Consider the following 22,600-nt stretch of genomic DNA (forward strand, 5'->3'; position numbering starts at 1 on the left):
TTTACCGCCGCGGCCCGTTGACCGACTACTGGCCGTCGTCGCGCGGGGCTGCAGCCGCCTGATGCAGCACGAAGGCGTAGTCGCGCGCGTACTCGTGCAGCTGCTCGAAGCGACCCGAGCGCCCGCCGTGGCCAGCCTCCATTTCGGTATGCAGCAAGATGGGCCCGTCGCCGCGCTGGTGATCGCGCAGCTTCGCCACCCATTTGGTCGGCTCCCAATACTGCACCTGTGAATCCCACAGGCCGGAGGTCACCAGCATGGCGGGGTAGGCCTGCGCGCGAACATTGTCGTAGGGGCCGTAGTCTTCAATGACGCGGTAATCCTCCACCCGCTGCGGATTGCCCCACTCGTCGTACTCGTTGGTGGTGAGCGGAATGCTGGGGTCGAGCATCGTGGTGAGAATGTCCACGAAAGGCACATGCGCCGAAATGGTGCGATAGCGCGCCGCATGCTCGTTGGCGATCACGCCCATGAGCAGCCCGCCGGCGGAGCCGCCAGTGGCATGGATCTGATCCGCCGCGCAGACGCCGTTGGCCGCCAGTGCGTCGCTCACATCCATGAAGTCCTGAAAGGTGTTGCGCTTGTGCTGCAGCCGGCCGGCGTCGTACCAGCCGCGCCCCAGCTCTTCACCGCCACGGATATGGGCAATGGCCACCACCCAGCCACGGTCAAGCAGCGACAGGCGATGGCTGGAAAAGGCCAGGTCCAGGCACAGGCCGTAGGCGCCGTAGCCGGTCAGCAGCATCGGCGCTGTGCCGTTGAGGGGCGTGTCGCGGTGATGCACCAGCGATACCGGCACGCGCGCGCCATCGCGTACGGTGATCCAGCGGTAGTCTGACCGGTAGTGAGCCGCATCGAAATCGCCTTCCACCGGCTGCTGCTTGACCAGCGTGCGCGCGCCGCTGCCAAGCTCGTGGTCGTAGACCGTCTGCGGTGTGGTTAGGCTGCTCTCCACATAGCGCACGTTGGGGCTGGAAGGTTCGGCAGCGCCGATCAGATGGATGCCGGAAGGTGTCGCATCGCCGCGGATGATGCGTTCCTCGCCGCCGGCCCAGGGCATCAGGCGCAGGCGCAGCAGCCCGTCCACGCGTTCGTTGACCGCCAGCCAGTCATCGAAGACCTCGAAGCTGTCCACCAGCGCATCTTCGCGATGCGCCAGCCATTCGCGCCAGCCATTCCGGTCTGCCGCCGCGGTCATGGGCGCGCGCAGCAGCCGGAAATTGGGTGCGTTTTCGTTGCTGCGTAACAGGATGTCGTCGTCGTCGATATCTTCGATGTCGTATTCATGGCCTGCGCTGCGCGGGATGACGGGGGCGAAGGCGAGGGCCTCGTTGTCGGCGCGGGCGGCACGCCACTCGGAGGTCTCCGTGCTCTGCAGCACGATGAAGAGGTAACGGCCCGAGCGGCTGCGCTCCACACCCATGAAGAAGGCGTCGTCCTCTTCCTCGTAGATGAGGCGCGGCGGCGCCTCGGGCGCATCGCGGCGCAGCGCGAAAACCTGGCTGCCCAGCAGCGTGGTTGCGTCCTGCTGGATGTAGAGCAGGGTGCGGCTGTCGGAGGCCCAGGCGAGATCCGGCTGGATATTGCTGGCCAGCGGCGCGCTGCATTCGCCGGTCTCCAGATCGCGCAGATAGAGCTGATACTGGCGGCGCCCGACAGTGTCCTCGGTCCAGGCCAGCCAGCGGTTATCGGGCGACACCTCCAGGCTGCCGAGCTGGTAGTAGGCCAGGCCCTCGGCGCGCGCGTTGCCGTCGAGCAGAATTGCTTCGGGCTCGTACATCGTGCCGGCGCGACGGGCGTGGATCGCGTAGTCGCGACCCGGTTCGTAGCGGCTGTAGTACCAGTAGCCGTTGTCAAAGGCGGGCGGGCTGGCGTCGTCTTCGCGCAGGCGCGCGCGCATCTCGGCGTAGAGCTGCTCCCGGGTCGTCGCCTGGTCGGCGGTCATTGCCTCGAAGTAGCGATTCTCCGCTTCCAGATGCGCCAGTACGTCGGGATCGGCGCGGTCGTCGTCGCGCAGCCAGTAGTAGGGGTCGGTGCGCGTACCGCCAGCGGCGCTGATGGTGTGAGGACGCGGCTCGGGGCGCGGTGGCGCCGGCGTTTGACGGTTTTCAGATGGGGGCGCTTTCGGCATAGCATCGCAACAGCACAGGGGCGGGCATTGTGCCGTGCTCCTCCGCTGCAGGATTTTCCGGCGGGCTGTGTATCAAAAGGGAAGGCGCACCACACGGGTGTGCCCCCTCGAATCGGAGAAGCAGATATGCCACGCATTCCCAGATTGCAGCCCGCCCTGCGTCGCACCCCGTTGCTGGCCGCCGCGGCCTTGCTCGGCCTGTCCAGCGTCGCCCTGGCACAGCCCGGCGCCATGTTCGACAAGCTCGACCGCAACGGCGACGGCGCCATCAGCAGCGAGGAAGCGGCCGCTGCGCGCGCCAAGGCCTTCGAACGCCTCGACAGCGATGGCGATGGCGTCATCACGCGCGCGGAAATCGACGCCCGCCGCGACCTTGCCCAGCAGCGGGGCGAGATGATGTTCAGCAAGGCGGACGCCAACAGCGATGGCCAGATCTCGCGCGACGAATTCATGGCCCACGGCGGCATGATGCAACGCGCCGACAGCGACGGCGATGGCAGAGTCACCCGCGAGGAAGCCGACGCCCTGCGCGCCCGCATGCAGTCTCAGCGCGGGCAGCAGCCCTAGTACGGCAGCGCGGGGCCATGCCGCAAGCAAGCCAGCCCACCGGATCGCTGCGCCCTGACGGTCAGGCGGTCCGGTGACGCATGCCAGCGATGACATCCTGCTGGCGGCAACGGCGCGGGGTGACAGCCGCGCCTTTGCCATCCTCGTGGAGCGGCACGCGCCGCGCGTGCTCCGCTTCGCGCAGAGCGTGCTGTCGGATCGCGCCGAGGCCGAGGACGTCACCCAGGAGGTCTTCGTCAAACTCTGGCAGCAGGCCGACGCCTGGCAGGCCGAACGCGCCAAGCTGTCCACCTGGCTGTTTCGCGTCACGCGCAATGCCGCCCTGAACTATCGGCAGCGTGTGCGACCGCGCGAGCAAGCCTGGACCGAGCAGACGCCGGACCCCGCCACCGAGCCGCTGGAAGCCGGCATTGAGCGCGACGAAGAGCGCGCGCGTCTGGATGCGGCCATTGCCAGCCTGCCCGAGCAGCAGCGCAGCGCGATGCATCTGGTCTACGGCCAGGGCCTGCGTCAGAAGGAGGCGGCGCAGGCCATGGCGCTGTCGTTGAAGGCCTTCGAGGCCGTGTTGTTGCGGGCGCGCCGGCGTCTGCGTGAATCCCTTGCACCCCCATCCGGCACGGCGAGAGAGGATATCCAGCCATGAATCATCAGCAACTGCGTGACCACCTCGACCGATACGGCAGCGACTGCGCGCAGTGGCCATGGCCTGCGCGCTGGCAGATGCGTGCCCTGCTGAAACGCGACGCCCGCGCGGGCGATCTGCTGGCCGAGGCGCAACGGCGTGACGCGGCGCTGAAGCAAGCGCTGAGCGACGCGGGTCCGGCCTTGCCGGACACGCTGCACGCCCGGCTGTTGAGCATTCCGCAGGCCTACCCGCGGCCCGCTCCCGCAGCCTCGCTGCCCAGCGCTGCCGTGATCGCGCCCTGGGTGTGGCGCGGGGCGGCGCTGTCCGGCACCGCCGCCGTGATCGGTTTCGTGGCCGGCGTCTCCGGCGTGATGGCGCCGGAATGGGCCGTGGACTGGACCCTGCTGGCCTACGGCAGCTATTGAGCAAGGAGCCCATATGAAAAAAATGCTCACCCTTCCCAGAGCGCTGGTACTCGGCCTCGCCGTGGCGCTCCTGGCCTCGCTGGCGGTCAATCTGCTGGCAGCCGGCTGGGTGCTCGGCCAGCGCGTGGCGGCCCCGCAGCATATGGAGCGGGGCATGCTGCGCCACATGGCGCGCCACCTGCCGGCGGAAGTACGGGCGCCATTGCGCGAGGCCATGCGCGAGCGCCGGCGCCCGCTGTTCGATGCCTTCCGGGACGTGCGCCAGGCGCGGCAGGCGGTGCGTGCCGCGCTGGCGCGCGAGCCTTTCGACGCGGCGGCGCTGGAAGCGGCCCTGGCCCGCCAGCGCGCCGGCACGGCGGCACTGCAGCAATTGATGCACGGTGCGATGGTGCAAACCGCCACCCGCCTGCCGCCCGAGCAGCGCCAGCGCTGGAGTGAGGCGCCGCTGTGGGCGCCCGGACAGGCGCCCGCCGGAATGCTGGAGGACCGCCCGCCGCGGCCCTGAACGCCCTAGCGCTTGCGCAGAAAGTAGGCGGATTCCAGCAGCGCGCTGAGTCCGCGATCCTGCAACTGGGGATTGCCCGCCAGCGCGTCGTTGCATTCGAGAGGAATGACCTGCCAGCTTGGTTCGAAGCGCTGCCCGATTTCGTCTTCGGTGACGCTGAAGGGCGGGCCGTCCATCTCCTCTTCCGGATAGCAGATGCTGATCAGCAGTCCGCGCGCATCGGCCGGCATGGCGCGCGTGAGCTGGTCGGCAAAGCTATGGCGCATCGGCGGCGGCAAGGCGATCAGCGAGGCACGGTCATACAGGCCGCTGCATTCGGCCAGCACCGCATCCGGCATGGCGAAGAAATCTCCCACCCAGATATCCACCCCTGCACCCGACAGCACCGTGAATCCATCGCAGCGGCGCTGTTGCGGTGTTACGCCGTGCTCGCGAAAGAAGTCGGTTGCGGCCTTCTCGCTCAGCTCCACACCCACCACCGCATGCCCCTGGCGCGCCAGCCAGGCGAGGTCGGGCGTCTTGCCGCACAGCGGCACCAGCACGCGTGCCTCCGAGGTCAGCCCCAGGCGCTCCCAGTGCCGCGGCAGCAGCGCATTGCCGTCGGGCTGGTGAAAGCCGATTTCGTCCCTCTCCCAGCGGGCAAACCAGAACTCCTGCTGCATGCTGCTCTCTTCCTTCTGTGCGCCGGATGCGGTGGATGGATGGTACGTGCTTGGCGTCTCCGCAGGCGCCCGCGCTTCGCGGCGCGCACCACGGCCCAGCGCCACCGTGTTGCGTCACCTTCCTGCGGGCTCGTTATGCTGGCCGCCGATCTCCGTCCATCATCCGCGCCATGTCGCCACTGTTGAATTCCGCGCAGCTCCTGCTCCCGCTGCTGCTCATCGCCTGGATTCTGTTGCTGCCACCCAAAGCGCAATTGACGCTGTGGGTACAAGGCCTTGGCACGGCCGCCCTGCTACTGGCCATGGCGTGGATCGCGCTGTGGGCCGCACCGCCATGGTGGACGCCCTGGGTGCTCGGAGCCGGGCTGGTCATGGCCTGGACGCGCGCCCTGCGACGCTTATGGCGCGACAAGGCACCCTGGCTTCCCTCCGGCGGGCTGGCCTGGCTGCGCTTCAGCCTGTTCCTGTTGCTGGGGACTTTCGGTGCCTTTTACGCCGGTCAGGCCTGGGAGGCAGGGCGCGCGCCCATGGGTGTGCCGGTGGCGGATATCGCACCGCCGCTGGGCGCCGGCCAGTATCTGGTGGTGCATGGTGGTTCGCAGCCGCTGCTCAATGGCCACCTGAAAACCCTCGACCCGGAGATCGAGCGCTTTGCGCCCTGGCGTGGGCAGTCCTATGCCGTGGATCTGATCGCGCTTGATCCCGTGCGCAGCATGCTGCTGTGGTCCCAGCCCGAGGACCCATCGGCCTACGCAATCTATGGCACGCCGGTACTGGCGCCCTGTGCCGGCACGGTCATCGCCACCGCCAATGATCGGCCGGACATGCCGGTTCCGAGGATGGATCGCGAGCACATGCTGGGCAATTTTGTGTTGCTGCGCTGCCGCGATTTCTCGGTGGTGCTGGCGCACCTGCAGCCGGGCTCGCTCAGCGTGTCGCCCGGCGTGGCGGTGATTCCCGGCGACCGGCTTGGGCTGGTCGGCAATTCGGGCAACAGCTCGCGCCCGCATCTGCATGTGCATGCCCAGCAAGGCGGCACGGCTGCCGACCCGGTGCGCGCCGAGCCCATGGCGCTGCGCATTGGCGGTCACTACCCGGTACGCAACCACCGCATGATCTTCAAGGCGCGCTAGGCGCTCAGCCCTCGCCGCCCGCCTTGCGGGCGCGGCGTTGCGACCACCAGCGCCACAGCCAGCCGTCCGGGTGGTCCACGCCGTGCAGCAGATAGGCCAGTTCCTTGGCGTCGTAAAGCGCGCGCTCCACGCAGCGGCGCGTGCCCGGCCGCGCGGCCAGCAGAATGGCATCGCCCGGCTGCAGCGCCAGGTCGCGCTGCGGTTGCAGAAAATCCTCCTCCGCGCGGTGCAGCATGAGAGGCATGCAGTGCAGGTTGGTGTTGCGGTCCGAGGGATTGCGCAGCAGCGTGCCAAGCGTCACCGTCTCGCCGTCCCGCAGTGCCGCCAGCAGCGCGGGCGCGCTGGTGGCATCGAGCGAAATGGTCCAGGTTTCGGGTGTGACATCGTCGGTAAGCGCACGCAGGCGGCCCATCAGCGACTGGGCGCGATGCTCGTCGATGGTGCGCATGTACTCCAGAAAACGGGCCAGCAGCGGCGCCTTGATCAGCGGCAGGACGCGCCATACCGTCAAGCGGCTCACCTCCATGATGAGGTCGATCTTGGCGGCGCCGTAGATCGTGCTGTCCGCACGGCGGTCCTGCCGCGCGATCACGTAGATATCCGGGTTGAGCGCGCGTGCCGTCAGCACCGCGGACAGCGTGTTCGGGTCCGAGTCGGTGCCGCAGACAATGCCCACCGCATCGCGGACTCCGGCCTCGCACAGCGGGCCGGATTCGGTGCCCAGCCCGACGATGGCGCCGGGCGGCGCCTTGTCCGGATTGCGCTCGATGACGGTGACCTCGTTGCCGCAGTCCTCCAGCGCCACCGTTGCTGCCCGCCCGAAGCGGCCGTAACCGCAGACGATCCAGCGCCCTTGCGGTGGCGGCGTGGGGCCCTCGATGGGGCGATTCGGTGGGCTGATCAGCGCGGCGTGCAGCAGATGCAGGCTGGGGCGCTGCTGCACCATCGCCAGGTGTTCGCTGAACACCGTGTAGGGGTGAATGACGTGGTCAGTATCAAAGGAGGCCAGATTGTCGGCCGCCTCGCGCGTGCCGGCGCGCGCGATCACCGTCAGTTCCGGACGAATCAGCTTGGCCGTCACCGAGATGCGGATGTTGTCGTCGTTGTCGTCGGTCATCGCGATCACGCCGTAGCACAGGCGTCGGCGCATGCCGGCTTCCAGCAACTGCAGCGTGTCAGTGGCGCTGCCACAGAGGGCGGGCGTGCTCGCGCCGTAGGGCTCCAGGCGCAGTTGGTTGATGGCGCTTTCTTCCGGGTCCATCACCACGCACTGGATACCGCGCCGGTGCAGCGCGCGCACCAGCAGCGTGCCGGTTTCGCCGTAGCCGCAGATGACCCAGAAAGGTTCGGTGATCTTGCGCACGGCGCGTACAAAGCCGGCCTCCGCGATTGCACTGCGAAAGCGCGGCTCCTGAATCAGCGAGATGATGCGGCCGATGGCGTAGAGCCAGGCGATCACCGTGAGGAAGATGCACAGCGTCACCCACAGCCGCTGCGCCGGCGTGAAGGGATGTGGAATCTCGCCAAAGCCGATGGTCGAGCCCATGTAGGACACGAAATAGAAGGCGTGCAGGAAATCCAGGCGCGTAGGTTCGCCGTTCTCGTCCATGCCCGGAATCAGCACCAGCCCGGCGATGGAGATCGAGTAGGTGACGATCAGCAGGATCAGCGGCGCGCGGATGCGCCGCACCACGATCCAGATGATCCCTTCCACAGTTGCTGCCTAGCGGCGCAGCGTGAAGCTCTCGATGATCAGCACGATCACCGACGCGATATTGGCCAGCAGGGCCCCCGCCGCCAGCGACACCACGCTGGCGATCAGCTCCGGGGAGGCGCCGCTGTCCCACACATGCACGCCCAGCCCCCAGACAATGGCGGCGGCAATCAACTGCAGGTCCGCCACCAGACTGCTGGCCAGCAGAAAAGCGCCGATCTGCGTGCGGTCGCCCAGCTTGAGCACGGTGGCGATCAGGCTCACCACCAAGGCGGCGAACAGCTCAAACGGGTGATGGTGCGCGGGGTTGTCGATATCCCCCAGCACGAAGCCAAAGTTCAGCGTCAACGCCAGCAAAACGAAGAAACCGAAGATGACCTTCTCGGTGTTCATGCAGAGTCCCCTTGTCCCTTGTCGCGGTTGCAGCGCCTAGGGTTCAGAGGGTACCCGCTGATGGCGCCACGTGCGCGGTGCCATCAGCCGCTACTAGACCCGCTGCAATGTCAAAGCGGATCGCCGTTGGCATCCACCGCAAAGAGCCGCAGTCCATCCGGGTCCACGTCGTCCTCGGCGGGAATCCACTGGCTCAGGCAGGCGCGGTCTTCCACGCATGGGTCCGTGAGCGCGGTAAGGAAGGCCACCACATCGTCGATGGCCTGTTCGCTCAGCGTTACCGGCGCAATCCGGTTCAGTCCGGCGCTGCGGTCCGCGCGCAGCTGGTCCAGGGCCGCTTGGGTGTTGGCCTGCGCATTCGGGTACAGGATTCGGCCCTGGCCAGCGATCTGCGGCACGTTTGCCAGATCCCAGTCGAAAGCCGCGATGGCCGCCTCAGGGTCCAGGTGGTGCACCACCGCTTCGCGCAGCGTGGCGTAGGCACCGGCGTGCCCGTAAGGTCCGGTTACCTCCACATTGAGCAGGCTCGGCGTGCGGAAGGCGAAGCGCATGGCCTCTTCGCCGCTTTCGCGGAAGCGCCCGAAATCGTTATCGCCCGTCGGGCCGTCGCCCTTGCCGGGGCCGATCTGCGGCATGGCGAGGTTGTGGAAGTCCTCGTCGGTAAAGAAGTCCCCGCTATGGCAGCTGGCGCAGTTCGCACCGCCCGCCTCGACGCCGTTGAAGAAGACCAGCGCACCGCGCTTCTGCGCCGGCGAGAGGGCAGAGGCATCGCCCTGCACATAGGCTTTCCAGGGCGTGTCCACGAATAGCTGCGAGCGCTGATAGGCGGCCAGCGCTTCGGCCACATTGTCGTAACGGACCAGGCTTTCGGCATCCGCGCTGCTGTTGAAGGCGGTCTGGAAGCGTTGCAACCAGCCGTTGCCGGGCAGCTCATCGCTGGCCGCCCCATAGTTGCCGAGCCGTTGCGCCAGATGCGCGCGCACAGCCCCATTGCCGTTGCCGGCTTCGAAATGCTCGCCGCGCATCTCCTCGACCGAAGTCACCGGGAAACGCGCCTGAGCGGCGCTCAGGTCAACGCCAGCCTGTGCATCAGCCATGTCGAAAGCGCTGTCCGGCGTGCGGATGGCGCTGGCGCGGCCGCCCTGCCCGGCTTCCTTGCCCAGGCTTTCCACACGCCCATCGTGGAACAGGTACTGATCCCACAGCACGATGTTGAACGTGGTGGGTGCATTGCGCGGTACGGTCGGCGCATTGCTCGGGTGGCGCCGGCCCGGGCCGAGCAGATCGACGTCCAGGGCGCCCACGCCGATGGGAAGCGCCAGATCATCGCCGCCGCCCAGCGTCGGGTGGTGGCAGGTCACACAGGCGGAATCCATATCGCCGCCGAGCCCCTTGGTGAAGAACAGCGCCATGCCCAACTGCGCCACCGGATCCTCGATACCCGGGATCACGCGGCCAAGGCTGGGGTCACCTTGCAGATCATGCGCGGCAATGAGCGCGCGCAGTTCGGCATCGATGCCTGGCGCGCCCACTTGGCGGTCGGTCACACCGTCGCAGGCGCTGAGAAAGGTGTAGGTAGCAAGCAGCGCAACCGCGGTGCGCCCGCGGTGGAAAGACAAAGCAGGCATGACAAATGACTCCAGACGTAGTTATAGGTATTCCAGAGCGGTCGTCATGCAACAACGGGCAACTGGTGCGTCGATGGTAGGTATCGCACCCGCCGCCAACAACGCCATTGGAACGGCGTTATGGGACCGTTGGTCCTTGTCGCTTGCGCTAGCCGGGAGCGTGCTCCCGCCCACGTGCCACCGCCGCCGCCTGTATCACCGCACCCAGCGCTTCGGTGAAGGCGAACAGGCCGAAAATCGGGCTGATCGGATAGGCCATCAGAAAGCCCAGGAACAGCACCGCCACCGCCAGCCGGCCGATGCAGTCCATCGCCAGCAGCAAAGGCAGCGGCCGCCACAGCCGCGCCGCGTTCCACAGCATGCCGAGAATGCCCGCCAGGTGCAGAAACAACAGCCCCAGTGGCGACAGCACCACGGCATGCTGCGGCATGAAGCCGAAGCCGCCCATCAAGGCGTTGATCCAGACCGCACCCAGCACCGGAATCGCCAGCGGCAGCGTTACCGCCAGATCAAAGGCGGCCACAATCCGCGCGGCCAAGCCGTAGCCGCCCTGCAATGGGGGGGAAGTCACGATGGACATGGCGTCTCCTCAGAATGGTCTGCCCGGATTACAACAGTTGCCTGGTGGCGCGTCGACAGATGCCTGCCACGGCGAAAGCGTGCCGGCGTGGAACGGACGAAGCGGGTCTTGTACGTCAGGGAAGGTGGGTGTGCTTGCCCAGCTCGACCACACTCACGATCCGTTGCCCATCGAAGTGGAAGGAGAAATGCTTGGACTGGCGCACGGCGCTCATCGCCGGCGGCCGGAACAGGGCCGCACACTGTCCGCCAGGATCGCGCACGGAGGGATAGCTCAATCCCCAGGATTGGGCCTTCCGCAGTGCGGCGCCCAAGGCTTGCCCAGCCGCATAGCTCTCGGGGTCCAGCACCTCCGCAGGCAGCCGCCCATCGAGGCCGTCATGCAGCGGGCGCTGAATCTTGCCGACGTATTGCCGCATCTCCACCTGGCACCCGGCTTCCTTCGTGGCCCGCAGAAAGCGGGCGCGATGATGCGCGCTTTCCCGGATCGCGGTGTGGCTGCTCGCCGCACAGTAGTAGACCCCGAAGCGTCCGTCGCTGAAGCGCGACCCCTCGGGGTTGGGATGCGTGAAGGCCGCCATCACCGGGGTTGTGCCGGGGCCAACGATGCGGTCGCCCGGCTCGACCAGCCCCAGCAGCCCCAGATCATCGCTCAGCCGGTCATTGGTCCTTGCCTCGATGGCGTGAAGCGTGTCGAGCTCGTCAGCGTCGACCAGCTGATCAAAGATGCCCACCGGCGGATACCGGCTGGACACCAGGCGGTAGGCCGTGGTGAAACGCGGTGGTCCCACCGGCAGGTCATCTATCCGCGCCATGCATCCAGATAGCGGCGCACCGTCATCAGATCCCGCATGGAGCCCTGCAGCATCACATCCATCGCAGAACGCCCACCAAAGGGCAGCCCGTCATTCGGCTTATGGACCCAGGCATCCGCCTGCGCGGCATCCGGGAACAGCATATGCAATGCCTTGTAGATGCCGAGCAGATAGCTCACCCGGTCCAGCGTGTCCACGTTGATGTCTGCCCGCGGCGTGCCACCGTCGCGCAGCGCGCTGCGCCAACGCCGCAGACTCGCCACCGAAATCCCCCCCAACAGAACCCCCAGATCCCGGTCCGACAACTGCCAGCACGCCGCAATGCGCAAGGCGGCCTTGATGGCAACGCTGGCTTCCTGAGGGCTGACCCGGTGTCCGGCTTCCGCAGGACTTGTCGCTGATTTCGCGGCCATGTGGTACCTCCGTTGTGGCGATCACATGATAGCGCAAACAACAATCCTTATCACATGATATTCCTAACCAATGGCAGGAAAATGAGGGGAGCCGGTGAAGATGAATCCCGAAACGCTTCCACGCGCTATTGCGCGAATTGATGCGGTGCGCCCCAGCTAATTCCCCGTGAACCGAAGCCCTGTGGCATCGTTCCTACTTGACAATCAAGAGACAGGTCGCACGGCATGGAGGGGAGCGCGGTGTACACCAGCGCAGGCTGTGAACGGATGGGCCGAGGGGAGAACAACCCGCCCAGGAGCGAGCGATGATTTCGCGCAAAAAGAAGCACTCACACGAATACAGAGCCAATCCAGCCGGGAACGCTCAATACCATGATTCTATGGAATTTCTTGCGCCTTCCAGCGCCAAGGTGTACCGGAGTTCTGAAGCGCGCTTCGTGATTGAATCATTAAGCGTGCGGTGTATTCACTGTTAGGCTTTCGGGGGGAAGGACGTGAAGATCAGTGATTTCGTTTTCCAGTTCCCTACTTCTGGGTTGGGAAGACACGACGCCCTTTGTCGAGTGCGAATCTTTTTAGGGGCCAACCGGAAGGTTGTCTCAGTACTGACCGACCTCGCGGATATGAACCCGGGTTCGTCAGTTACCAACTCCGTCGAGCACATACACAAGGCCTTAGTCGACCGAGGTTTCATCGGTGATGGTGCCTTGATCCTAGAGCACTATGACCATGAGTGGCTCGGGGGGCAAACGTTTGACTGGGTTCGGTGCAACAACGGCGCCAGAACGGAGTGGCAACGTGCGGAGGCCCAGGAAGTTTTCGCTGCGCTTGACTGCGACGAGTCGGAGTTCTCGTGTCCTTCGCTTGAGGTTAAGAACATCTTCGATGCGGTCCAGAGAATGCGCCATCAACTGGACCCTCATATCGGAGAGCCGTTGCCCGAGTCTTTCGACGTCATCAACAGAAGAGAAGATATCGCTCGCCAAATGGTGCCCATGTCGGCCTTGTGGGACGCTGTCAACCGAGGTGCGGGCGAGCGCGCCCTACAGTCGCTGATAGAGTCTGACCTATCCCTCCTGGGCGACTTTTACTCCGCGCCGAAAGAAGAGTACGTCGCTATCGCCCAGTTTCCACTAGATGGCGGTTACGTCGATTTCGCCGTCCTCTCCGGGCGGTCCAGGATGGAAGTCACCCTAATAGAAATAAAGGGCTCTGACTACAAGCTAATCAACGGCAATAGCTACCAAGACTTCTCTGCCAAAACGAATCAAGCCGTTCAACAGATCCGGAGGAGACTCGGCTACGTTACCAGAAACTATGAGGCTTTCCGGAAGCACGTCCATACGCTTCGAGAGGCTGCTGAGCGCAATGGCGAGGGGTTGGTCGCGCTCGTCGGCCCCCATGGGTGCCTGAGGGTGGACCCCGACAAGGATGTAAACATTCATACAGTAGTAATAGGTGGCCGGAGCGTCGACGATCTGAACGAAAGCCGATTACGACACGAGTACGAGCGAGGGAACTCTCCGTCGATTCGCGTTGAGTCATGGGATAGCTGGCTGAAAAAAGTGCCGCGGTGATGCTTCATCCCGAACGAGAAGCTTGCTGCAATACAGAAGCGCCTAACCATGAGTTAGATGGGGCAACGGCCATGTTCTTCTTCGTGGATGAGAGTGGACATACAGGAGTGAATCTTTTCGACGAGAACCAGCCAGTTCTTTACTACGGCGTTCTTAGCGCAAAGACGAACATCGATGTATTGGCAGAACCAATAGTTCGGACGGCTAGAAGGAGAAGGGGCGTCGAAAGACTCCATGCGTCAGAGCTAGGCCTCGGAGGTCTCGTTCAGATCAGTGAGTGCCTGGTGGCCATTCAGAAGAAGTACCAGCCACGGTTTGACATTTACCGCGTCGCAAAGGCGGACTATGCGATCATCTGCTTCTTTGATCAGGTCTTTGATCAAGCCATGAATCCCGCAATGACATGGACTGGATATTGGACGCCGCTGCGCTACATGCTTCTCGTGAAACTGGCGTCTTTATTCGATGAGGATCTCGCCAAACGCGCATGGAAAGCCAGAATTGAAACCAATGACGCCACGGCCGAAGCGGAATTAGTGTATGTATGCCAAGCATTGCTCCCACGGCTCTCAGCACTCCCAGACGCACGGTCGCGTCAACTAATCGGCGATTCACTTAGGTGGGCTATCGACAACCCAGGCGCGCTTCACTACAACTGCAAGTCGGCGAAAGAGGTTCTTACAGTCACGCCTAATATCATTGGCTTTCAAACAGTAATGCACGGCATTGCATCGAGGCTAAAAAGTCCAAAGGCTTTCGCCAGCATCACCGTAGATCAGCAATCCCAGTTCAACAAAGCCCAACGAGGTTTGGCTGAGTTCTACGCCAATGCGCGAGAGGTGCCGTGGCTAAGTGGCCCCGGTCTCCCCACAATGGACCTATCGAAGATACCAACTGCCCCGATTGCATTCCGGTCGAGCAAGGACTGCGTGGGCCTCGAACTTGTTGATTGCTACCTCTGGATATTCAAAAGGGTTCTAGAAGGAAAAGAGCTTGCTCCCGAACTGTTTCCAATCATCAAGGCGCAGGTCAATCGCGGAAGAACGGACGAAGTGTCTTTAAACGCAATCGCCGCGCGATGGTCGCGCGTGTTTGATGAAATGCCCAAACCAACGGAAGATCAAATTCAAATTGCAAAGGAAATGCTCGCGAAGGATGAGGAAAGGAGGCTGCGTGCGGTCAAACCCGTCTAACCAAATCATCAAGCCGAGGTCCACGCCGCCGATGCGTTCCGGCGCGGCCGCGGCTTATGCTCGTCGTTGGGCCTTTGGAGAAATAACTAGCTATGAATGTGCCTGATTGGGCAGATGAGGTCTTGTCGAAGGACCTGCCGGTTCTTAGAGCTCGCGGAGAGAGTCAGGAACTCGAATACAAGCGCGATTTTCCTTCAAATACACGCGACCTCGGGAAAGAAATCGCCGCTTTCGCAACGTCCAATACCGGGACCATCCTGGTTGGCGTTGATGACTCAGGCGAATTAGTTGGATTGCCGGAGTGTGGCACATCTGAAGGGCGTGATCAGATGATTAGGCGCCTAGAGGGAATTTCCAAAGGCACTGTAAAACCTTCAATTACGCCAACCGCAAAATTTGCGGTTGAAGGTGAGAAGGTGGTTCTTGTGATTCTTGTTCCGAAAGGCGCCCAGCCGGTTTACTACAGCAGCAATTCACCATATATCAGGCATCTTACCCAAGCCTGCCCGGCCGAACCGCACGAAGTAATTGAGCGAGTCGCCACTCACTTGCAGGCGTCCCCAACTCCCGCAGGAAACGACGCTGATGATGAGATGTCACAGTTTTATTCCGGATTGTCCAGAGTGTTAGCAGACATCTTAGTAGTAACGGATGAGGCCGACGAACGCCAATTCAATCCTTGGTTGGATATGTGGCGGTCTGACCTCGGCTATGCAGCATCGGAGCTACGAGAGATGGCGGTACTCGAAATTGCTCAAACGGAAGGGGTTGAGAGTGACCTAAGAGAACTCGCAAATGCGCTCGATGAAGTAGCAAATATGAGGCTCTACCTAGGTTCGGGTGCAGATTTGAAACAAGCTGTAACTGATGTCGCCGAGTTGGCTACGGGCATGATGGATAGTTATTTCGCGGATGCGCCGCTCGCTGATGGTGCGCTAAATCAAGTTCGAGAACTCATCCGTACTTCAGCGCTAAAGCTTCAGGATCTATACGAACGAGCTGGTGAGATGGTCGAATCGGGACGCATTGAGGAACTTCAGGGCCAGGCCTCTGAGTTGGCCCGTCCACTGACTCGCGTCTGTTGGTACAACATTGACCCAATTGGAACTGACGTCAGGTCGGAGTTGAAGGACGTCGCGAGAACACTCCATTTGACGGAAACGATGCAGCTGTATATGGATGGTGGTGCATCAATGCGCGCCGTGGTTGATCGCATTAAGGAATCGGCGGACAAACTTGCGGAACTGTCTGAAAAGACCAAACTGTAAAGATTTTCGGTCGCGAAATTCAGCATAGGGCTAACAAATCGCTGCAGGTTACGTTTGGCTCGTCACCCACTTTTGCTACCGCAAAAGCGGGCGTCGCCTCAAACGCACCTGAGAACAGGCGTTAGGCGAATTACCCATGCTCATAGTTAATCCGTTGACCGAACATCAGGCGGCGACGCGATCACTTGCTGGGAGCTTGGCGAATTACGATGTCACGTTACTAAATGCACTATTTGCATCGACCGCTCTGCAATCGGGGTCAACCCTAGTTTTCTCGTTCCTACACCGCTGGAAAAATCCGCCGGCCCTGCATGGTCGCTGGCCGGAAGTCGGTCCCGCGTGACGCACGCTGATGCGGGGGCGTCCCCAGCCCTATGCGGAGGTGGCAGAACGCGAGCCTTAGGGATGCCGCGTCGTTATCGCGACATTACGGTGACAGGTTATCGAACACGCCGATCAAGCGAATTCCGAAGAAGTGCAGGCGTCTGACGGGCCCGCTGCTGCTCGACAGGAGTGAACGCGCCCGCAGCGCGCAACGCTTCTCGAAACTGATGGTTTGTGCGCATAGAGTTGGCGCATGCATTTGCGTGGGGGAAAAGGTGATGAACACCGATGTTGCAGCTGAAGAAAAATCTCCAGTGAATCTGCGTATCCGCACTGCTCTCAAGGAAAAGGCGAGAAACCTCGGGATCAACCTCTCGCAGACGCTGGAGCAGTCCCTTGAGGACGAAATCCGTCGCCGGGAACAGCTCGAGTGGTTGAAGGCAAATCGTGATGCAATCGAGGCTTACAACCGACGCATCAGTGAACGCGGCCCCGCCTTGGCTGCGTATCGCAGCTTCTGAAATCGGCATGGCTCAGTCCGATTACTACGCAAACCCCAACCCGCAAACAAGTGCGTGGGCGCCGTATATCGTTGATCTTCAGCACGAGATGCTCAGCTCGCTTAGCACCCGAGTCATGGCGCCATTGGTGGTCTCGGAACCTTCGGGGGAGCCAACCATGCAGCGACTCAATCCGGTGCTGACCATCGAGGGTCGGGAATATTTCCTGTCCACAACGGAAATGGCTTCGGTCCCCGTAAGGGAGCTCGCTCCGCGCTGCGGTAATCTCGCCAAACATCGCGGCGAGTTGCTGGCGGCAGTCGATCTCTTGTTCACTGCGGTATAGGGGTGGCGCGATGAGAGGGGCCAGGCTCGATTTGCGCGGCTTTGGCACTAGCGTTGCGGTGACACGTTACCAATCGCACCAATTTCCAACGCGTACCTAAAGGGCCTGGCTGATCGGGTGTATTGAATGGTCTGTCGCCGTAATACGAGGCAGCAGTTCATGGGCACGTCATGAGTCAAACCCGATACAACCGAGATCTGCCCTCCCGTATGCGCCCAGGCAAAGCTTTGCCTATGTCGCGCGTCGAATGTCATCCGGCTGCGCCGGGAATGCTCGCCATCACTTGCGTGTGCGTTCTGCGCGTTGCGATGCGGTCCTTAGGTGCCGCCGCTAATGCACTTTGCGTGAGCGGCCAAGCTGGCGCTCGGCGTCTTTCATCGGTCGGCCGATGGCCTTGGAGATTCCACGCGGCAGGTCCGGGCGGCCGCCGGTCTTCGGCACGCTTTCGGGCAGCCGGATGGGACTCTTCTTTTTCTTTTCCGGCTTTTTGCGCGACATGGCGTTGGGAGGGGCGGTGAGGGGCGCGGCAGCGTAGCGGCGCGCGGGACAACTGGCAACTGGCAACTGCGCTTGGCGGCTATTGTGCGCGCTTCCGCCAGCCCGTTGTGATGCGCTCGGGTGTTCGCGCCGCTCTGCCTCGCTGGCGGCAGCTTTTGCGACTATCGTAGGTCTCGGTCATTCACGAGCCCCGCGCCATGATGCGTCTCCTACTCTCGACTTTCTTCTTTCGACGCACGGCCTCGTCTGGGTTATTGGGAAGCGGGACCGCATCGCAATGTGCCGTGGTGTTGGGATGCTTCCTCCTCCCGGCCTTTGTGGCGGCGGCTCAGGATGGATCCCGCTTGGCGGAACTCATCGTTCACAATGCGGAGGTCACGACGCTGTGGGATGAGCAACCGGAAGCTGAGGCTATCGCGGTCCGAGATGGTCGGGTCCTCGCCGTCGGCTCCAGCGAAGAGATATTGGCGCTGGGCGGGCCGGATACCCGCGTGCTCGACGCCAACGGGCGCCGCCTCATCCCCGGCCTCGTAGACAGTCACATGCACCCCACGCGTGGGGGCCGTTTCTACGCCGCCGAACTCCGGTGGGATGGAGTGCCCTCGCTTGCACGTGGTTTGGAGATGGTTCGCACGCAGGCCAAGCGCACACCCGACGGTGAGTGGGTCCGTGTTATCGGAGGGTGGAGCCCGTTCCAGTTCGAAGAGCGCCGGATGCCGACGCCAGCAGAGCTCACCGCCGCCGCGCCTGACGTGCCTGTCTACGTCCTCTATCTCTACAGCCAGGGCTTCCTCAACGCCGCTGGTGTCAAAGCGCTTGGCCTCTCCAAGGCTACGGAGGTCCCGCCGGGCACGCGCTACGAGTTCACCGAAGAGGGCGGAGCCATCATTCACGCAGAACCCCACCCCGCTCTTCTCTACGGCACCATCGCAGCGCTCCCATCCCTGAGCGAGGAGCACCAAGCACTCTCAACCCGGCACTTCTACCGCGAGCTCAACCGCTTTGGTCTTACGAGCGTGATCGACGCGGGCGGTGGCGGGCACCAGTTCCCGGAGGATTACGTGGGTACCGCTCGGCTGGCCGAGGCCGGGGAAATGCCGTTGCGAATCTCGAACTACCTCTTCCCTCAGCGGCCGGGGCGGGAGGCCGAGGATTTCGAACGTTGGATCGAGGCGTATGACGCTGGCCGGAGTGCAGCCCCGGGTGTGACCGGGGACCTCAAGCACGGCTTCGAGCTTGAGGGAGGCGGGGAGTTTCTGGTGTGGTCGGCCGGCGACTTCGAGAACTTCATGGCGCCGCGGCCTGATCTCGGCGATCGCGACTACTACGAGGACCTCAAGGCCGTGACGAAGAAGCTGGTGCGGGAGGGTTGGCCGCTCCGCATTCATGCCACGTATGACGAGTCAATTTCGCGCATCCTCAAGGTGTTCGAGGAGGTGCATGCGGCTGAGCGAGCAGCCGGGCGACCCGGATTCGGCGAGGCGGGCGGCGGCATTCGCTGGGCCGTCGACCACGCCGAAACCATCTCGGAGGAGAACGTCGCTCGGATCGCCGCGCTTGGCGGCGGTGTGGCTGTCCAAGCGCGGATGGCGTACGCCGGGGAGTATTTCGCCAAGCGCTACGGGGCAGAGACCGCCGCGCATGCCCCACCGCTGCGGATGCTCCTCGATGCGGAGATACCGCTCGGAGCCGGGACGGACGGCACACGCGTGGCGAGTTACAACCCGTGGGTGGCGCTCTACTGGCTCACGACGGGCCGAACGGCAGGAGGCACGCAGCTCGCCGCCCCAGAGAATCGGCTCAGCCGGGAGGAAGCACTCCGTCTGTACACGGTGGACGCCGCATGGTTCAGCCAGGAGGAGGACGTCAAAGGAACGCTCGAACCGGGCCGCTTTGCCGACTTCGTCGTGCTGTCGAAAGATTTCTTCGGCGTGGAAGAAGAGGAGATTCCGGAGATCGAGGCCGTGCTGACCGTCCTGGACGGAGACGTCGTTTATGGCGCCGAGGCGTTCGTCAGCTTGATGCCGGCCCTGCCACCCATCCAGCCTGCCTGGTCGCCCGTACGCGTCTTCGGGGGCTTCCACCGTGCAGAGTAGGGTGAGGCCTCGTCAGCCACGAAGTGAGGCGAGAAAAGCCTCGCCTCCGTGGTGTGCCCCTTTGCTCGCTGCACGTCGCGCTGACCGGAGGACAACCCGAACATGAACCGTTCCATCATCCGCCACGGCTTCGTGCTGATTCTGCTGGCCCTGCTCACGGGCTTCCTGTTGCCGGCCGTGGAGATTCCAAGGCTGGGTTTGTCCGCCCACACCATTGCCATACTCGGTGGTGTGTTGCTGATCGGCATCGGGGCGGTGTGGCCGGTGTTCCAGCTTTCCGCACGGCAATGCCAGGTCATGTACTGGACCTGGGTGTACGCCAGCTATGCAAACTGGCTGGGCTGCCTGATCGGGGCGTTCACCGGCGCCGGGCGGATGACGCCGGTGGCCTCTGCCGGCGCGGAGGCCGGTGCCGTCGCGGAGGCGGTTGTGACTGCGCTGCTGATCAGTGTGGCCCTGACATCGCTGGTTGCGGTAGGGCTTGCCATCTGGGGGTTGAGGGGGCGGGGTGCCGAGGACGCAGCGCGCTGAGGGCCGCGTGTTGTGCCCTGCCGACTGAATCACCGGCGGAGCACTCACACGGCGTTCTTTTCCCCTATGCCGCCAAGCCACCCCGATTGCGCCTCGGCGAGGTCGGCCATCCAATCGGCAACGGCGCGGAAGCGTGGTACCCGCGTGGCGTCCCGATGGCGAAGCAGCCAGAGCTCACGGCGTAGCTCCACGCCTTCGCTTAGCCGGCACAGCCCCGCCGCCTCTGCGGCAAAGCACGGCAGGAGCCCGATGCCTAGCCCGGCCTGGCAGGCCCTTAGCAAGGTCGAGGCCGAACTGGAACGGAAGCGATAGCTGGCGCTAGGCGCAACCTGTTTCAGCCACTGCATTTCTTGAACCTCGGCAAGGTCGTCGTCGAAGGCCAACCAGGGGACATCCCCCCAACGGCTTTTCGGAATGTCGCTGTATTGGCGTGCACCGTAGACGGCCATGCCGATATGGCCCACACGCCGCATCAGGATCGCGGCATCGGCGGTGGGGCGCGCGATGCGCAGGGCGAGGTCTGCCTCCGAGTGCGTGAAGGACAGCACCTGGTTATCCGGAATCATGCGGAGGCCAATGTCCGGATGGCTTTCGAGCAACTGCGGAATACGCGGGGTTAGCCAGTGGTCGATCAGGATATCGACCGAGGTGATGCGTACTTCCCCCGCATGGCTCTCGGACTCGGCGCGTGTGACATCGATCAGCGCCCGCACATCGCCTTCGATGGCGGCAGCCTTCTCCATGAAGATGCGCCCGGCGTCCGTGGCTTCGTAGCCCTCGGGGCTGCGGATGAACAGGCGGGTCTGCAAGCGTGACTCTGCCGCGGCAAGACGCCTGCTGATGGTGGATACATCCACACCAAGCTGCTCGGCGGCCCCGCGCATGGACTTCCGCTGTGCCAGGGCCAACAGCACGGGGATATCGTTCCAGTCGAAGCCTCGTTGCAAGCCCACCACCCGCTGTTGCAAAAGTGCAATTCCACTTTGCAGGTTAACAGCTTTGCTACCCCGCCCCGCCCTTGTAGCGTGCCGGCATTGCAAGTGAGCAAACCGACCGCAGCGCCGATGCGGCCAACCCCTCTGTGAGGAGAAGGTGAATGACCACCCACCCAGAAAATGCGCATTCCTCTGATCAGCAAGCATCCGGTCATTGCGGCCATGGGTGCGCTGCGCACGCGCCGGAAGCCGTTCGCAAGGCCGCCGCGTCGGCGAACGGCGCAGAGTGCGACCGGGAATCACTGCGGCCCCGCGAGATCATTCATCACTTTCCGCTCATTGATGAATTGCTGGAGGCGCGTCGGGTCGTGTTCGGGGGCGACGATCAAGAGCCCGTTTTTCAGGGCTACCGTGCGCATGCCTATCACATTCTGAACTTCGGCCGGCAATGGATGACCGCGCAACCGGAGCGGGATGAGAAGCTGGCAATCGCCGCCGTATTCCACGACATTGCCGCGTGGCCCAATGACAACCTGGACTACCTGCGGCCGTCAGCGGATCAGGCGGACGCCTACCTGGACGCGATCGGTCGGTCGGAGTGGAAACCCGAGATGCGGCTGATGATCGAGATGCACCACAAGCTGCGGCCCTATCGGAAGGCGCACGCCGAGTGGGTGGAGCCCGTCCGGCGCGCGGACTGGTGCGACGTCTCTTTCAATCTCTTGCGCTTCGGGCTGCCGAAAAGCTTCATCAAGGAAGTCAACGCCAGCTTTCCGCTGGGCAAGTTCTATCCGGGCCACGTCTACAAGGTGTCCGCCAAGTGGATGCTGCGCCATCCGCTGAACCCGATTCCCATTCTTCGCTGGTAGAGCGCAGGCGGGCGCAGCGGGCGCGCCTCTTTGTGCCCGTTAGCGTGGCACGTCTTTCGGAAAGCCTTGGGTGTGGCGCATCCGCGCGTATTCCTGGCGGAAGACCGGGCGCCCCGCGAGCGTGTCCAGGGTGTCGATGAGGGAGTCGAGTTCGTCGTGGTTGCGGCGGCAGCACTGCAAGTATTGGCTGAGTACTCCTTGCAGGCTTCTGCCGTGGTCGCGCAGGGCGGCGTCGACGCGGCGGAAGTACACCGCGCCGCCCCAGTACATGGTCGGGTAGCGGCCTTCGGCGCGGAGCTGCGGCACGGCTTCGATGAAGCTGATGTTGTGCCGGCGGTAGTTGCGCTGGGCACGCGCGATTTGGCTTTGGTAGCGGCTTTCAACTTCGGCGGCATTGAGCACGCCTTTGGTCTGCATCACCTGGTATTGCATGTAGCTGGCAAAGCCTTCGGCGAACCAGGCGTGGCGGCTGCCGAGATAGGGCAGAACCAAATGACTGAATTCATGGGCGGCGGTCCAGTCACTGCGAAAGGCCTGGAGCGAAAAGCGCGGGTCAATGTAGAAATCCGCACCCTGCGGCTTACCCCGCCGGGTCTGCGCCCAGGGCACGGGCTCGTCGGCGGGGGCCTTGCGGTGGATATGCACGTGCACCGGCAGTGGCAATGTACCCACGTGGGCTTCCAGGGCCGCAAAGCTTTCGGAGAGCCAGTCGCGCACCATCGCCTGCGTGGCGGCATCGAAACCGTCCTGCCAATGAAATTGCAGATCGGCGCGGCTGGGCGCGCTGAACAGGCTTGCGCTCAGCAACAGCGTGGCGGTGAAGTATCGGCGAGTGGCGATGCTCGGCATGGGTGCAGCATGCGCGGCGGCGGA

General features: G+C 63.6%; 23 protein-coding genes. 13 read left to right on the forward strand and 10 right to left on the reverse strand.

Annotated elements, in window-relative coordinates:
- Positions 1-25 precede the first annotated feature (25 nt).
- Positions 26-2,131, reverse strand: coding sequence for a S9 family peptidase (locus ACOOFO_RS02510; RefSeq protein WP_420428088.1), 2,106 nt, complete (start codon positions 2,129-2,131; stop codon positions 26-28).
- A gap of 126 nt (positions 2,132-2,257) precedes the next feature.
- Here ACOOFO_RS02510 and ACOOFO_RS02515 point away from each other — a divergent pair, with 126 nt between their 5' ends.
- The 4 genes from ACOOFO_RS02515 (at position 2,258) to ACOOFO_RS02530 (ending at position 4,253) form a co-directional block, all read left to right on the forward strand.
- Positions 2,258-2,698 carry an EF-hand domain-containing protein gene (locus ACOOFO_RS02515; RefSeq protein ID WP_420428089.1) on the forward strand — a complete coding sequence of 147 codons (441 nt, stop codon included), beginning with the start codon at positions 2,258-2,260 and terminating at the stop codon, positions 2,696-2,698.
- A gap of 73 nt (positions 2,699-2,771) precedes the next feature.
- On the forward strand, positions 2,772-3,341 hold the full coding sequence (locus ACOOFO_RS02520) for a sigma-70 family RNA polymerase sigma factor (protein ID WP_420428090.1): 570 nt from the start codon (positions 2,772-2,774) through the stop codon (positions 3,339-3,341).
- Positions 3,338-3,748 carry a hypothetical protein gene (locus ACOOFO_RS02525; RefSeq protein ID WP_420428091.1) on the forward strand — a complete coding sequence of 137 codons (411 nt, stop codon included), beginning with the start codon at positions 3,338-3,340 and terminating at the stop codon, positions 3,746-3,748. The genes ACOOFO_RS02520 and ACOOFO_RS02525 overlap by 4 nt, the downstream gene beginning before the upstream one ends.
- 13 nt (positions 3,749-3,761) lie before the next feature.
- The gene (locus ACOOFO_RS02530; protein ID WP_420428092.1) at positions 3,762-4,253 is read left to right on the forward strand and encodes a periplasmic heavy metal sensor; all 492 of its coding nucleotides are present in this window, start codon (positions 3,762-3,764) and stop codon (positions 4,251-4,253) included.
- A 5-nt stretch (positions 4,254-4,258) separates the two neighbouring features.
- On the opposite strand, the gene ACOOFO_RS02535 is transcribed toward ACOOFO_RS02530, so the two are convergent.
- The gene (locus ACOOFO_RS02535) at positions 4,259-4,915 is read right to left on the reverse strand and encodes a thiopurine S-methyltransferase (protein WP_420428093.1); all 657 of its coding nucleotides are present in this window, start codon (positions 4,913-4,915) and stop codon (positions 4,259-4,261) included.
- A 170-nt stretch (positions 4,916-5,085) separates the two neighbouring features.
- On the opposite strand from ACOOFO_RS02535, the gene ACOOFO_RS02540 reads away from it, so the two are divergent.
- Positions 5,086-6,048 carry a peptidoglycan DD-metalloendopeptidase family protein gene (locus tag ACOOFO_RS02540; protein ID WP_420428094.1) on the forward strand — a complete coding sequence of 321 codons (963 nt, stop codon included), beginning with the start codon at positions 5,086-5,088 and terminating at the stop codon, positions 6,046-6,048.
- Between the two features lie 4 nt (positions 6,049-6,052).
- Here the strand turns inward: ACOOFO_RS02540 and ACOOFO_RS02545 are convergent, their stop codons facing one another.
- The 6 genes from ACOOFO_RS02545 to ACOOFO_RS02570 all read right to left on the reverse strand — a co-directional run bounded on the left by ACOOFO_RS02545 (position 6,053) and on the right by ACOOFO_RS02570 (position 11,590).
- Positions 6,053-7,762 (reverse strand): potassium channel family protein, encoded by a 1,710-nt coding sequence (locus ACOOFO_RS02545; protein WP_420428095.1) that lies wholly within the window; start codon positions 7,760-7,762, stop codon positions 6,053-6,055.
- 9 nt (positions 7,763-7,771) lie between these two features.
- Positions 7,772-8,155: a DUF6394 family protein gene (locus ACOOFO_RS02550; protein ID WP_420428096.1), complete on the reverse strand. Its 384-nt coding sequence runs from the start codon at positions 8,153-8,155 to the stop codon at positions 7,772-7,774.
- Positions 8,156-8,265: 110 nt separating this feature from the next.
- Positions 8,266-9,783: a cytochrome-c peroxidase gene (locus ACOOFO_RS02555; RefSeq protein WP_420428097.1), complete on the reverse strand. Its 1,518-nt coding sequence runs from the start codon at positions 9,781-9,783 to the stop codon at positions 8,266-8,268.
- 148 nt (positions 9,784-9,931) lie between these two features.
- Positions 9,932-10,363: a hypothetical protein gene (locus ACOOFO_RS02560; protein WP_420428098.1), complete on the reverse strand. Its 432-nt coding sequence runs from the start codon at positions 10,361-10,363 to the stop codon at positions 9,932-9,934.
- Positions 10,364-10,478: 115 nt separating this feature from the next.
- Positions 10,479-11,177 carry an RES family NAD+ phosphorylase gene (locus ACOOFO_RS02565; protein WP_420428099.1) on the reverse strand — a complete coding sequence of 233 codons (699 nt, stop codon included), beginning with the start codon at positions 11,175-11,177 and terminating at the stop codon, positions 10,479-10,481.
- Complete coding sequence (locus ACOOFO_RS02570; protein ID WP_420428100.1) at positions 11,165-11,590, reverse strand: MbcA/ParS/Xre antitoxin family protein; 426 nt, start codon at positions 11,588-11,590, stop codon at positions 11,165-11,167. Before ACOOFO_RS02570 ends, ACOOFO_RS02565 begins: the two co-directional genes overlap by 13 nt.
- Before the next feature lie 494 nt (positions 11,591-12,084).
- Here ACOOFO_RS02570 and ACOOFO_RS02575 point away from each other — a divergent pair, with 494 nt between their 5' ends.
- The 7 genes from ACOOFO_RS02575 (at position 12,085) to ACOOFO_RS02605 (ending at position 19,923) form a co-directional block, all read left to right on the forward strand.
- Positions 12,085-13,167 carry a Shedu immune nuclease family protein gene (locus ACOOFO_RS02575; protein ID WP_420428101.1) on the forward strand — a complete coding sequence of 361 codons (1,083 nt, stop codon included), beginning with the start codon at positions 12,085-12,087 and terminating at the stop codon, positions 13,165-13,167.
- Positions 13,168-13,238: 71 nt separating this feature from the next.
- On the forward strand, positions 13,239-14,360 hold the full coding sequence (locus ACOOFO_RS02580) for a DUF3800 domain-containing protein (RefSeq protein WP_420429615.1): 1,122 nt from the start codon (positions 13,239-13,241) through the stop codon (positions 14,358-14,360).
- A gap of 92 nt (positions 14,361-14,452) precedes the next feature.
- Positions 14,453-15,628 (forward strand): helix-turn-helix domain-containing protein, encoded by a 1,176-nt coding sequence (locus ACOOFO_RS02585; protein ID WP_420428102.1) that lies wholly within the window; start codon positions 14,453-14,455, stop codon positions 15,626-15,628.
- Between the two features lie 602 nt (positions 15,629-16,230).
- Positions 16,231-16,473, forward strand: a complete 243-nt coding sequence (locus tag ACOOFO_RS02590) for a type II toxin-antitoxin system CcdA family antitoxin (protein WP_420428103.1) — start codon at positions 16,231-16,233, stop codon at positions 16,471-16,473.
- A 7-nt stretch (positions 16,474-16,480) separates the two neighbouring features.
- A complete protein-coding gene (locus ACOOFO_RS02595; RefSeq protein ID WP_420428104.1) occupies positions 16,481-16,798 on the forward strand; it encodes a CcdB family protein in 318 nt (105 codons plus the stop codon).
- A gap of 842 nt (positions 16,799-17,640) precedes the next feature.
- The gene (locus ACOOFO_RS02600) at positions 17,641-19,392 is read left to right on the forward strand and encodes an amidohydrolase (RefSeq protein ID WP_420428105.1); all 1,752 of its coding nucleotides are present in this window, start codon (positions 17,641-17,643) and stop codon (positions 19,390-19,392) included.
- A 102-nt stretch (positions 19,393-19,494) separates the two neighbouring features.
- The gene (locus ACOOFO_RS02605; RefSeq protein WP_420428106.1) at positions 19,495-19,923 is read left to right on the forward strand and encodes a hydrogenase; all 429 of its coding nucleotides are present in this window, start codon (positions 19,495-19,497) and stop codon (positions 19,921-19,923) included.
- Positions 19,924-19,967: 44 nt separating this feature from the next.
- Here ACOOFO_RS02605 and ACOOFO_RS02610 read toward each other — a convergent pair whose 3' ends face one another.
- Complete coding sequence (locus ACOOFO_RS02610) at positions 19,968-20,876, reverse strand: LysR family transcriptional regulator (RefSeq protein WP_420428107.1); 909 nt, start codon at positions 20,874-20,876, stop codon at positions 19,968-19,970.
- A gap of 143 nt (positions 20,877-21,019) precedes the next feature.
- On the opposite strand from ACOOFO_RS02610, the gene ACOOFO_RS02615 reads away from it, so the two are divergent.
- A complete protein-coding gene (locus ACOOFO_RS02615) occupies positions 21,020-21,727 on the forward strand; it encodes a phosphohydrolase (protein ID WP_350164462.1) in 708 nt (235 codons plus the stop codon).
- A 39-nt stretch (positions 21,728-21,766) separates the two neighbouring features.
- Here the strand turns inward: ACOOFO_RS02615 and ACOOFO_RS02620 are convergent, their stop codons facing one another.
- Positions 21,767-22,576, reverse strand: coding sequence for a hypothetical protein (locus ACOOFO_RS02620; RefSeq protein ID WP_420428108.1), 810 nt, complete (start codon positions 22,574-22,576; stop codon positions 21,767-21,769).
- Positions 22,577-22,600 lie beyond the last annotated feature (24 nt).

It is taken from the genome of Algiphilus sp. (assembly GCF_965216485.1).
In the GTDB taxonomy this organism is placed as follows: Bacteria; Pseudomonadota; Gammaproteobacteria; order Nevskiales; family Nevskiaceae; genus Algiphilus.

Coding starts and splice junctions, on each gene's coding strand:
- ACOOFO_RS02510 (WP_420428088.1), bottom strand. CDS start 2,131: ATGCCGAAAGCGCCCCCATCTGAAAACCGTCAAACGCCGGCGCCACCG.
- ACOOFO_RS02515 (WP_420428089.1), top strand. CDS start 2,258: ATGCCACGCATTCCCAGATTGCAGCCCGCCCTGCGTCGCACCCCGTTG.
- ACOOFO_RS02525 (WP_420428091.1), top strand. CDS start 3,338: ATGAATCATCAGCAACTGCGTGACCACCTCGACCGATACGGCAGCGAC.
- ACOOFO_RS02530 (WP_420428092.1), top strand. CDS start 3,762: ATGAAAAAAATGCTCACCCTTCCCAGAGCGCTGGTACTCGGCCTCGCC.
- ACOOFO_RS02535 (WP_420428093.1), bottom strand. CDS start 4,915: ATGCAGCAGGAGTTCTGGTTTGCCCGCTGGGAGAGGGACGAAATCGGC.
- ACOOFO_RS02540 (WP_420428094.1), top strand. CDS start 5,086: ATGTCGCCACTGTTGAATTCCGCGCAGCTCCTGCTCCCGCTGCTGCTC.
- ACOOFO_RS02550 (WP_420428096.1), bottom strand. CDS start 8,155: ATGAACACCGAGAAGGTCATCTTCGGTTTCTTCGTTTTGCTGGCGTTG.
- ACOOFO_RS02555 (WP_420428097.1), bottom strand. CDS start 9,783: ATGCCTGCTTTGTCTTTCCACCGCGGGCGCACCGCGGTTGCGCTGCTT.
- ACOOFO_RS02560 (WP_420428098.1), bottom strand. CDS start 10,363: ATGTCCATCGTGACTTCCCCCCCATTGCAGGGCGGCTACGGCTTGGCC.
- ACOOFO_RS02565 (WP_420428099.1), bottom strand. CDS start 11,177: ATGGCGCGGATAGATGACCTGCCGGTGGGACCACCGCGTTTCACCACG.
- ACOOFO_RS02570 (WP_420428100.1), bottom strand. CDS start 11,590: ATGGCCGCGAAATCAGCGACAAGTCCTGCGGAAGCCGGACACCGGGTC.
- ACOOFO_RS02580 (WP_420429615.1), top strand. CDS start 13,239: ATGTTCTTCTTCGTGGATGAGAGTGGACATACAGGAGTGAATCTTTTC.
- ACOOFO_RS02585 (WP_420428102.1), top strand. CDS start 14,453: ATGAATGTGCCTGATTGGGCAGATGAGGTCTTGTCGAAGGACCTGCCG.
- ACOOFO_RS02590 (WP_420428103.1), top strand. CDS start 16,231: ATGAACACCGATGTTGCAGCTGAAGAAAAATCTCCAGTGAATCTGCGT.
- ACOOFO_RS02595 (WP_420428104.1), top strand. CDS start 16,481: ATGGCTCAGTCCGATTACTACGCAAACCCCAACCCGCAAACAAGTGCG.
- ACOOFO_RS02605 (WP_420428106.1), top strand. CDS start 19,495: ATGAACCGTTCCATCATCCGCCACGGCTTCGTGCTGATTCTGCTGGCC.
- ACOOFO_RS02615 (WP_350164462.1), top strand. CDS start 21,020: ATGACCACCCACCCAGAAAATGCGCATTCCTCTGATCAGCAAGCATCC.
- ACOOFO_RS02620 (WP_420428108.1), bottom strand. CDS start 22,576: ATGCCGAGCATCGCCACTCGCCGATACTTCACCGCCACGCTGTTGCTG.